Genomic DNA, 12,539 nt, shown 5'->3' with positions numbered 1-12,539 from the left:
GCAATATTCAAATTGATACTGAATACTTAGAGTTGATTGAAGTTATTGATGGAAACATACTCGGTGAATGGGGTGGTGAAGCTCTGCATATCCAGGATGCAACTGAATTCTCTGTCTCGCTATCAGTAGTAGCTGTCGAAGGTACAAGTACATCATTCACAGGAACCACTTCAATATTTACATTATTGCTCCAGATCAAACCTAGCGTTATCATCAATTCAGCGATTGCTGCAGTGGCGATACCGGATATTACTTATTTGAATCCGGCATTAGAATCAATTGGAGTTTCTTCCATCCGGTCAGGGGTGCTAGATGCCGAATAGATTTACCCATCGCGGAATTATCCTTTTCTTATTGACAATTTCACTTTCGGCGGCAGTCATCAGAGTACCACAAGATTTCTCAACAATTCAAGGTGGTATAAACGCTGCCGTTACTCAAATGGACACTGTGCTTGTATCACCGGGTACTTATTACGAACATATAAATTTCTTCAGTAAGGAAATTGTGGTTGGCTCACTATTTATCACAACATTTGATACATCCTACATTACTCAAACTATTATTGATGGATCATCCACAGAAAGGGTAGTAACTTTAAATGGTTCAGAGACTGCTCTCTCAAAACTTTCTGGCTTCACCATCCAAAATGGCTTTACAACAAATTCAGCAGAATACGACGGCGCTGGGAAAGGTGGTGGGGTCTATATCGGCTCAAATGCATCACCTGTACTAGATAACTTAGTAATACAAAACTCTTACGCACAATATGGTGGAGGGGGTGTATACTCACATGGCTTTCCACTCATAATCAATAGCACAATCCGCAACAACCAGACTGGAACTAATGGAGGTGGTATTAATTCACCAAATGGCGTCGTGGATATTAAAAACACAATTATTGCGAGAAATTCTGGCGATCGTGGGGGCGGAATATACTCGACAAGCATAGTAAACATTAATAGGTCTCGAATTAATAATAATGTGGCAACTGAGGCGGGTGGTGGGCTTGCTAATATAGGTAGTTCGATGATGTCGATAATTAATTGTACAATTGCTGCAAATGAGGCTCCCACAAATACTGGTGGTGGTTTATTTGCGCAGAACAGTTCTATCACAAATATTAGCAATTCTATCCTGTTTTTTAACACACAGGAACAAGTAAGCCAGGACAATAATACCATTATCTCAATTGAATATAGTGATTGTGAAAATGGTCAAACAGGATTTGTATCTGCTGGTACAAATACCTTAAACTGGAATCAGGGGAATATTATAGATGATCCATTATTTACTGATAGTGGAAATTCTGATTTTACTTTGCAACAACTTTCACCATGTATCGATACTGGTAATCCTGATATAGATGATGATGGTACATCTTGGGAAACAGACGAAGATGATCAAGATCCAGATGGAACCCGCATGGATATGGGAGCCTATTATTTCTACCATCAGCTCACGACACCCCCAGACACGATATGGACGGCGCTTTTAGGCGGAGTGAATCCAGATCGGGCTTATGATGTTCAACAAACTACAGACGGCGGATCTATTCTTGCTGGGTATACTGAATCATTTGGGTTTGGTGGTCAAGATTTCTGGCTAGTGAAAACCGATCATTTGGGCAATGAGGAGTGGACTAGAACATTTGGTGGGGCGGAGGAAGATAGGGCATCATCAGTTCAACAAACGACAGATGGTGGTTTCATCCTAACAGGCTATACAAGATCTTTTGGAGATATTGAAGGTGATTTTTGGCTCATAAAAACGGATGCTAATGGAAACGAAGAATGGAATCAAACGTTTGGCGGACCTGGTGGTGAGTGGGCTTTTTCTGTTCAACAGACACATGATGGCGGCTATTTAATAGCTGGATACACTGAATCATTTGGTGCTGGAAATCAAGATGGTTGGTTAATAAAAACTAATACTTTAGGTGTCGAGGAGTGGAGCTATACTTATGGAGGGCCGGGTGATGACCGAATCAATTCTGCGAAAGAGATTTTAGGCGGTGGATACATTCTTGGTGGTGCAACTGACAGTTATTCTGGAGGTCCATGGGATGGCTGGCTAATTAAAACTGACCAAAATGGTAACGAAGAGTGGGACTTTCCATATGGTGGTACAGGAAATGAACAGACTTTTCAAGTTGAACAAACCGCTGATGAAGGGTTCATATTCATAGGCTACACAGAATCCTATGGAAGTGGTGGCCAAGATTCATGGCTAGTAAAAACGGATGCCAGTGGAAACGAGGAATGGAATCGAACCTTTGGAAATACTGCAGGAAATTATGGTTACGATGTGAGGCAAACAATTGATGGCGGCTTTATAGTCTCAGGTGCTGATGAATCAGAGGATGGATCTAGCTATTGGGATTTTTCAGTCAGAAAGACAGATAGTGTGGGTTTGATTGAATGGGAGCAAATATTTGGTGGTATTTATGGAGACTGGGGTCAATCAATTGAACAAACATCCGATGCAGGTTACATGGCTGCAGGCTACTCCAATTCATTTGGAAATGGTCAAGATGATTTCTGGCTCCTACGAATGGAAGGTGATCAATCCGCCGTGCATATTTCTTCACCCTCATATAATTTTGCAATCTCCGAAAATGATACGTTAGCAATCGAATGGAATTCAAGTAATAGTTTAGATGCAGACATATTCTTTTCATTTAATCCGCAATCTACTTTCGTACAAGTTGGTGAGGCATCAGCAAGTACCGGTTTTTACAGTTTTGAATTGCCACCGGGAGTTTCAGACAGTGCTCGTGTAAAATTAATCGTGAATGATGGCCTAGGTAGCCAAGCTGAAGGGTATTCTCCATTTTTTAAAATTACATACTCGGGTCCGGTTTGGCATATTTCAACAAATGGATCTGATGAGAATGGTGATGGCTCAATGGAGAATCCATATGCATCCATTCAATTCGGAATTGATGCGTCTCAAAGCGGCGATACAGTATTAGTTCAACCGGGGACATATATTGAGAATATAAATTATAATGGTAAGACTCTGGTAATTGGGTCTTTAACACTATCCACAGATAATAGTGATTACATAGGCTCAACAATTATTGATGGTAACCAAAATGGCAGTGTGGCAACAATAACAGGTGTCAGTGATACATTAGCGGAATTGAATGGTTTCACATTAACCAATGGACTCCATTCAGGGGGAGGGATATTTTGTGAGAATGCTAACCCACTTTTAATGAACTTAGTAATTACAGACAATACCGCCCCAATGAGTACGGGGGGTGGTATATTTCTTCAACATGCCAGCCCTACTATAACAAATGTAGTAGTCGCAAATAATACGGCTTATGATAATAATCGTGCAGATGGTGGTGGAATACAATGCGGAGTTGATTCTTACCCTAGTTTGACCAATGTAACAATTTATAGAAATTCTTGTGATCGATATGGTGGTGGAATCAATTTCCAAGGAGGAGTAGATACTTTAATAATCTGTAAGAATATCAATGTATTTGATAATACTGCACCTATTGGTGGTGGTATTTATTGGGAAAGTGCAGAAAACATTCATCTTATTAATTCAAATATATGTAGTAACAGTGGCGATGGTATTTATGTCCATTATGGGACACCAGTAATTATTAACTCAATAATTACTGATAATACAGGGTATGGAGTTTATGGAGCTGGAAGTTTATTGATTTCATATTCAGATGTCTGGAATAATGGAAGTGGAAATTATAATGATTGTGATCCTGGTCTAAGCTGCATTGAACAGAACCCAATATTTATTGATCCTGCAAATGGAGATTATCATCTCGAATCTACATCTCCATGTATCGATTTAGGGGATCCTGATCTAGATAATGATGGCGATCCCTGGGGTATTGATATCGATGATCAAGATCCAGATGGTACTCGCATGGATATGGGTGCTCTCTATTTTGATCAAACAGTAACTTATGAGGGACCTATTTGGCATGTTTCTACCGAGGGATCGGATGAATCAGGTAACGGTACTGAGGCATTCCCTTTTGCTTCAATTCAATTTGGGATTGGTGCATCATATGATGGCGATACTGTGCTGGTGTATCCTGGGACATATCCCGAAAGCATAAATAATATTCATGGAAAGAATATAGTCATTGGATCATTATTTTTGACAACAGGTGATACCTCTAACATTGAATCAACCATTATTGATGGTGGTGAAAATCCTCATACAGTAGAATTTAACAATTCAGAAGATAGCACGACAACGCTTATCGGTTTTACAGTTTTAAACGGGGCAACTCAGGGAATATTTTGTGAGAATTCTAGCCCAACAATAAGTAATTGTATTGTAAGTCAAACATTAACACACTCTCGCAGAGGTATCTGGTGTTTGGGATCCAGCCCACGTATTGACAATGTTGCTGTAATTGGCAATCATGACATAGGCATATGGATTGGATATGAATCACACCCCTTAATTACAAATTCAACTAGTTCAAACAATGGCGGTGGAGGCATTCATTGTACACAGTACTCGAATCCAACACTGATCGATGTGATTAGTGAAGGAAATAATGATGTCGCTGCAGGTGGTGGTTTTTTTGCCGATGCATGGTGCAATCCTATCTTAAAGAGAGTGACGATTAGAAATAATCAAGCGGGTTACAACGGAGGTGGAGGTGTTTATGTAGGGCATGATTCAAATGTCACATTGGATAGTGTATTGATCACCGGTAATTCTGCTACTGATGGTGGAGGAGCAATCCGAGTTGTCGGGAATGCTACACTTACAGCTACCCGATCTGAAGTAAGTAATAATAGCTCAAATTATAATGCTGGGAGTTATTTTGGTGAAGACGGCTCAACGACATCATTCGACCACTGTACTGTTTATGGTGGTGGAATATATCTCCAGGGGTATTATAGTAACACTACTTCTGCAACCTTCACAAATTCAATCATTTGGGAATGCTCGGTTTTTGCTGAACAGTACGCAGAATTTGGTATTTCATTCTCAGATATCCAAAACGGCTGGGATGGAACTGGAAATCTTGATTTAGACCCACTATTTATCGATGCCCTGAATGGTAATTTTCACTTGAGTGAAGACTCCCCGTGCATTGACACGGGCAATCCAACTTCACCCCTTGAACCCGATGGTTCTATTGCGGATTTAGGAGCTTATTATTTTGATCAAACATCAAATTCTCCCCAAATCTCAATTTCTGCGGATTCGCTTGTTTTTCTAGTTAATACAGATTTGGGCTTTGAGGAATCACAATGTCTTAATATATCCAACACTGGTATGGGTGCTTTGGAGGTATCCATTTTCATTACCTCAGAAATGATCACTGATATAGATGGCAATATCTACCGAACAGTTCAGATAGGTGATCAAATTTGGATGGCAGAGAACTTAAAGGTGACTCATTTTAATGATGGTTCTGTGATTCCATATAGTTCTACGATTGAAGATTGGAATAGTACTTCAGAGGGTGCGTATTGTTTCTATAATTTCAATGCCTCAAGCGAGTCAGAAACATATGGTGGACTGTATAATTGGCATGCAATTTCAGATTCCCGTGGTGTCTCGCCAGATGGCTGGCACGTTCCTACAGATGAGGAGTGGATGGAACTTGAAATGGAATTGGGTATGGACCAGAGTGAAGCAGAAGATTTTGGTTGGCGTGGCACAAATCAGGCGAGTATGCTTGCTGGCAATTCGGAACTCTGGAATAATGGTGATCTGATACAAGATGCAGAATTTGGTAGCTCCGATTTTACAGCGTTGCCAAGTGGATTCCGCAACGATGGAGGAGGAGATCCATTTAGTAGTTTAGGTACCATTGCATACTTTTGGTCTAACAGCGAGTGGGGTTCGGAAATTGATCATTCAGCCATGAGACTTATACAAAATAATGAATCAAGGGTAGCTAGGAACGGTGCTCTTAGAGGCCTTGGCTTCGCGATTCGTTGCCTTAAGGATATATCTATTAATCAATCTACTTGGCTGGACATTACACCAAATACATTCACTATCCCAACTGGTGAGAACGTTGAATTGATCATTGCAGTAAATGCTGAAGGGCTGGAATTAGGTGATTATTCAGATGTGATTACTCTAGTTAGTAATGATTCATCTAATGAAACGTTAAGCATTCCCATAACTTTAGAGGTAATTGATCAGAATATATGGCATGTCTCTATTGAAGGTTCGGATGAAACTGGAAATGGGTCATTGGACTTACCTTTTGCTACAATTCAGAGGGGAGTGAATCAAGCAAGTCAAAATGATACAATCTTAATCGGTAGTGGTACATATACCGAACCTATCAATATAAACACTAAAAGTTTGTATCTACGTGGTATAAATAGTACGGAAACAATTATTGCTGCTAATTATGTTTATAGCCGGAGCTATTTGCTAAGTCAGACTGTTTCCTTCCAGGACATAAGGTTTGAGTCGAATAGCGCTGGTAATGACTATATGCTTTGGGGTGAGTGCACAGGCTGTTCAGGGGAAGACTCAGTTCAGATAAGTTTTACGGATATAATTGCTGATGGATCTAATGAAAAAGGCTTTTTGCTAACCGGTGAGCGAACAAAGTTATTTGTTTCAAATTCTCAGTTTTACAGATTTGAGGATTCACCAGGAAATGGTGCTGTCTTCAATCTAAGTATGAGCTCCGCTGAAATCGAGCACTCCGTCTTTTTAGATAATCATGTAAGCGGAAATGGGCAAGTAGTATATGCTACTTCAGGTAGTTCTGTTAAAATCAATTTCTCTAGTTTATCTGGGAATGGGATAAATCCAGGAAGTATAGCTCTCAATGATGGGTCTGATCTAGTATTGTCAAATTCTATCCTCTGGGGAACCCCAAACTTTCAGATTGTGATTCTGGATGATGGTGCAGTATCGTCCGCAAATATCTCCTATTGTGACATAGCTAATGGACAGTTTGGTATTGAAGATCAATCTGGAACATTAGATCTAATTTGGGGGGATGGAAATATAAATATCTTACCTGAATTTGTTTCAGAAACTAATCTAGCACTCCAGCCATCCTCTCCTTGTATTGATGGTGGAGACCCTGACGAGGACACCGATGGTGATACTTGGGAAATTGATATCGATGACCGAGATCCCGATGGTACGCGGTTTGATATAGGAGCATTCTATTATGATCAAACTGATTCATTATCTCCTTCAGTAACTCTAAACTTTCCTGAGATTACGGAAGTCCCCCATAACGGTGATACACTACTCGTAACATGGGAGGCATCAGACAACGTCGGCTTGGATTGGGCAAAACTGTGGTTCTCTTCAGACGGAGGAGAATCTTTTATACTCAGCGATAGTCTTAATGCTAACGTGGGTCAAGTGGAGTGGATTGCACCAGATGTCATCTCCAATTCCTGTATACTGGCAATCTGGGTGAGTGATCAGGCAGGGAATGTGAGCGCCGATACACTTGATTCTACTTTTCCAATTGATGATGGAACGCTACCGATCATTACAGTTTTGACACCAACTGTATCATCCACAATTTCTGAAGGAGATACTTTATTCGTTTCGTGGGAGGCTTCCGACAATGTTGGAATAGAGTGGTTTGACCTGTACTATTATAATAGCCCTTCATCACCTGAGACCAGTTGCTTCAATATCCCTGCCTCAGAGAGATCCTTCGCTTTTGAAATTCCTCGTCCTGGTGTTTCAGATAGTGCTCAAATCAGGATAGAAGTAATGGATCTAGCTGCCAATATAAACAATGATTATAGTGAATATTTCTCCATCACTGACAACACAAGCCCTCAAATATCCATACTCAATCCCATCGCTGAGCAGAGTTATGCACTTGCTATGGTACTGCCAATCACACTGTACAATTATGATAATGTGGGTGTAACATCGATTGACCTTAATTATTCCACTGATGGAGGCAATAACTGGCTTTCAATTGCTCAAAGCATAGTCCCAGAATCTGATACGCTAAGCTATGAATGGATGATTCCCAATATCCCTGGAACATGTCTGATTCAAGCGATAGCTCACGATGCTGTAGGTTTAGAGATGATATCGATAAGTGATCAATTCTCAGTCATTATCGAGTATCCAAGGGTCCAGAGTTATTCAAATCGTATTTGGGCAATCAGTGATATTTCATTGCAATTTACGCAGACCATGGTTGAAGATGAGCTAATGAATGGCATTCAGGTAATCAGCAATTTAGATCATGATTATGAGTTGGAGATAATCGAGGACGGAGTATGGTATATACTTTCCCCCGTCGATGGTTATCTGTCCCTGGATACTTTGAGCATTATTCTGAACGCTGACATTCTCACAAATATCTACGGGTACGGTTTGGACGGTAATAGGAATGGGGTGTTCGAAGGATCTCCAATAGATGATGATACACTATTGGTTGATATAATTGGAGCGGGTAACTTTGTTGAACCGCTGGGGGTGTATGATTTTGATGATTTTAATCATTTTGTAACAGCCTGGCATTCAGATAACTATCAATATGAGTTAGCTCCAAATCAACACACCATCCCTCATATTAGTATTCAGCCAGACTCAATATTTAATATCTATGATTTAGCCACTTTCGCATCCATGTGGAATTGGTCAGTTGGTATAAATCCAATATCACCACAAATAGGTGGCTACGACATTGTAAATATGGCAGCAGAACAGGATGGAAACTACTTATCAGTGAATCTTGAAAGCGCTGATTACATTTCCTCTCAAACTATTGTAAAGTATGATCCGAGTATAGTCTCTGTCAGTGTATCAGATCCGGGATTAGCAAAAGTATCAACAAGTTCAATGGTGCTCGTTGATGCCAATCCTGATAGCGGATACATTACTATTACCAGTAGTCAGCTCTCCGGGAAAAATGAAGATCAACTGAATCTGGCACTAATGCCCAAGACAAAGCAGCAATACTCCATCGAAGTGGCCATCCAGGGCTCGGATGAAGTGGGTAACGTTACACAGAAACGAACATCTATTGATTTGGTCCCGATTCCAACCACTTTCAGTTTAAGTCAGAATTACCCGAATCCATTTAACGCGAGTACGATGATAGAGTATGGTCTACCAATGAATACTGAACTCAATATCTCCATATTCGATATCAGGGGTCGCTTTGTAAGAGAAATGCATTCAGGCTCTCAGCAGGCTGGGTATCATGCGATTCAATGGAATGGTATGGATGAAAATGGGCAAGGTGTTGCGTCTGGTCTGTATTTTGTCGTACTGAATACTCCTGAGTACCGGGTTGCAAAGAAGGCTTTGATCTTGAAGTAGTGGGCTTTCTGCCAAGACATTCAAAGAAAAGTGCAACTCATATCTGATCAAATTCTCAGAAAACCAACCAAGCATTTTCAGGAAACCTGATTATTGTTAACCATAATCCTTTCGCTTTGAAAGAATAGTTATGATTACTGCTACTGGATGAGTCATTTCAAATTTTAGTTAACAACCCCCCAAACAATCTCCACAGTATCACTAGAATGAATATCCTCGGGCTCAATATCCGGCATGGAGGGTGCCTTTGCCAATGACTTTGAAAATCTTGGCGGTGGATATATTGTCATCGGTCAGGATTGTGATGAGGCTGGTGTTCCCAAACAATCATTTATTGAGGAACTTAGAGAACTTCTGATAAAACATGAAAAAGCACGCATATTTCATGAGGGCGTACAAAAGTTGCATTTCTTTATGAAATATGCTGGATAGAGTTTGATGAAAATTATTTGCTTTAGTATTGTTCAACCCCGCTGGGGTTACAATTATTGTGGTTCATTTACCACGGGTTACACCCGTGGCTATTCTTGTTTTTCCCTTTCAGGGAATTTAATCCAGGTTAGAATTGGAATTTGCTACCTACCTTGATTGCAGAGAAAGAATTTTATTCCTGTTAATCGAAGAACAATATTCGGTATAGGTACGCATTATGACGATGAGCCAAAATTATAAAAAATAGTCTCCCGGTTTGCGAAAAGCGAAGACGATTATCATTGGCATTATTATGCCCCACAAGTAAACTAAACCCGCTTTAGAAAGTCTATTAGACGATAACTGCAAAAACACAGGTAGGTACAAATGAATTTTTCCTGGAACATGTTTCTGGATCTCGGTGTCATTTCAATTGCGTTACTCCTGGCTACGTTTATTCGGTCCAAGGTCAAGTTTTTTCAGAAGTATCTCATACCCAACGCCTTGACTGCCGGATTCATCCTTCTGCCTTTTTACAATTTTGTCGCCACCTCTGTCGGCATGTCTGAAATCGGACTGGGAGCCATCGTTTATCACCTCCTGAGTATTTCATTTATTGCCATGAGTCTCAGAAAACCGGCGTATACCAAACGCAAGGGCGATAAAAGTGTTTTCGGAACTTCAGTGTCCATCATTTCCCAATATTCACTTCAGTCTTTAATTGGCTTACTACTGACCTTCATGTTTATGAATACCATCATGCAGGAACTCTACCCTGCATTTGGATTTTTCATGCCTCTCGGATTTGCTTTAGGACCAGGCCAAGCATACGCTATTGGTGAAGGCTGGGTTGACATGGGCTTTAAGGGTGCCCCGGATATTGGGTTGACCTTCGCTGCCGTGGGTTATATGTGGGCTTCTTTTGGTGGGGTTATCCTGATTAATATGGGGATTAAACGTGGCTGGTTGAATAAAGATCAAGTAGAGAAGATCAAAGCAAAACGATTTCGCTCTGGGGTCATGGGCCGTAAGGATAAACTTCAAGTTGGCTCTCGTCTCACAACAGAATCTGAAGCCATTGATTCTGCCAGTTACAATATGGCAGTAGTTCTCGTGGTTTACCTCTTTACTTTCCTGATGCTAAAAGGTCTGGGTATTCTCCTGGGTTTTGCTGGAAATATTGGCAATGATCTGGCTGTTAACCTCTGGGGTATCAGCTTTGTGTTTGCCGCTATGGTCGCCCTGATTGTAAAGAAAATCATGATCAAACTGAAGCTGGAACACACATTGGATAACGGTGCTTTGACACGCATTGCTGGAAACAGTGTGGATATCATGGTGGCCGCAGCCGTAGGAGCTATATCACTTACTGTTGTGGTTCAGTTCTGGCTGCCCATTCTGGTTGTTTCTGTAACAGGCGGGATCGTGACTTTTATATCTGTGATTTGGATTAGTTCGAGAATTTTTGACAATTATCAATTTCATCGTGCCCTGATTATTTATGGTGCCAGTACAGGAACGATGCCCACTGGTCTCGCCTTGTTACGGGTTGTCGATCCAGATTTTGAGACCCCCGTAGCCACGGACTATATGTATTCAGCAGCCCTGACCTTCTTTTTTGTGATCCCCTTTATCCTCTCCATCAACTTACCGGCCTATAGCATAACAAAAAACAATCCCATGTTATTCTGGGCGGCAGTGGGTGTGGGTCTGGCCTACTTGGTCTTTGTCTTGATTTCACACAAACTGGTGGCTGGCAAACGCGCTTTTGGTCAGCTTGGAAAATTGTGGTTTGAAAATAAATAGGGTTCTTCCCTTAAATGCGTACCTGGAGACGAGGACATTAGGGATATAAGGGTTATAAAGGCTGTGTGAGAATAGGGACAACGCTTACCCCATGCTTCAGCTTGGGGGTATGATATCCTACTGTTTCCTTGGGCTTTCGCCCAGTATTGTTGGGCTAAAGCCCTCCTTTTTAAGGTTTTTATAACCCCCAGGCTGAAGCCTGGGGGTTGTATCAATAGTAACAGTACTATACGTAGATAACTAAAGCTAATATTGACGAAACCGCTAGAAGTATCTGAGAATTCATGAAATGTGCCCTAAAACCAATAAATACAACCACATATAATGAACAAGCCTAAATTCATATATATCAACACTTTGCGTCTCTGCGCGCTTTGCGAGAGGCGCTTTTTGCGAGGCCGTCAATATTAGCAAGCAATTATTCCGGCGCAATGAAGTTTTTACACAGCCTCTATAACCCTTATACCTTTATACCTTTTTACCCCAGAATATTTTATTGGCCCCAATCTCAATGATTGTATCCAGGTATGCATTATTATGATGAACCATATTTATTTAATGATCCTGTCGCAACCCGTAATTGCTTTTCCCTGTCACCACCTTTATCTTCGCGAGCGTTTATTTTAAAAACTCTAGGAGATCACATACATGCGCTTTTTACTTATTGAAGATCAAAAAGATGTCCGCAATCTTATGCAGGCATTTTTAGGTGAATTTGGGACTTGTGATATGGCCGAGGACGGTATCGAAGGATTGACTTCCGTTTTAAAGTCTTTTGAAGAAAAAACGCCCTATGATGCGATCTTTCTGGATATTATGATGCCCAAACTGGAAGGACAGCAGGTTCTGCAAAAAATCCGTGAACTGGAAGAGTCTAAAGATGTTAGTCCACAGGAAAACGTCAAGATCATTATGGCCTCCGCTCTGGGCGATAGTGAAAACGTTATGGAGGCATTTAAATCCCAGGCAGATGCCTATCTGGTGAAACCAATCCTGAAGGACAAGCTGATTAGCACCATGAAAAAAGC

Annotated in this window: 5 protein-coding genes; all 5 read left to right on the top strand. The window is 40.8% G+C overall.

Features of this window, described 5'->3' with window-relative positions; genetic code table 11:
- Positions 1 to 323 (top strand): hypothetical protein (locus U9Q77_07605; GenBank protein MEA3287224.1); only part of this gene is annotated, 323 nt, incomplete at its 5' end.
- Positions 313 to 9,294: an FISUMP domain-containing protein gene (locus tag U9Q77_07600; GenBank protein MEA3287223.1), complete on the top strand. Its 8,982-nt coding sequence runs from the start codon at positions 313 to 315 to the stop codon at positions 9,292 to 9,294. The genes U9Q77_07605 and U9Q77_07600, both read left to right, overlap by 11 nt.
- 234 nt (positions 9,295 to 9,528) lie before the next feature.
- The gene (locus U9Q77_07595) at positions 9,529 to 9,726 is read left to right on the top strand and encodes a hypothetical protein (GenBank protein ID MEA3287222.1); all 198 of its coding nucleotides are present in this window, start codon (positions 9,529 to 9,531) and stop codon (positions 9,724 to 9,726) included.
- A gap of 366 nt (positions 9,727 to 10,092) precedes the next feature.
- A complete protein-coding gene (locus U9Q77_07590; protein ID MEA3287221.1) occupies positions 10,093 to 11,511 on the top strand; it encodes a sodium:glutamate symporter in 1,419 nt (472 codons plus the stop codon).
- 648 nt (positions 11,512 to 12,159) lie between these two features.
- Positions 12,160 to 12,539 (top strand): response regulator (locus U9Q77_07585; GenBank protein MEA3287220.1); only part of this gene is annotated, 380 nt, incomplete at its 3' end.

It is taken from the genome of Candidatus Neomarinimicrobiota bacterium (assembly GCA_034716895.1).
Taxonomy (GTDB): Bacteria; Fidelibacterota; UBA8477; order UBA8477; family JABMPR01; genus JABMPR01.
This window is presented reverse-complemented; position numbering and strand designations above follow the sequence as displayed.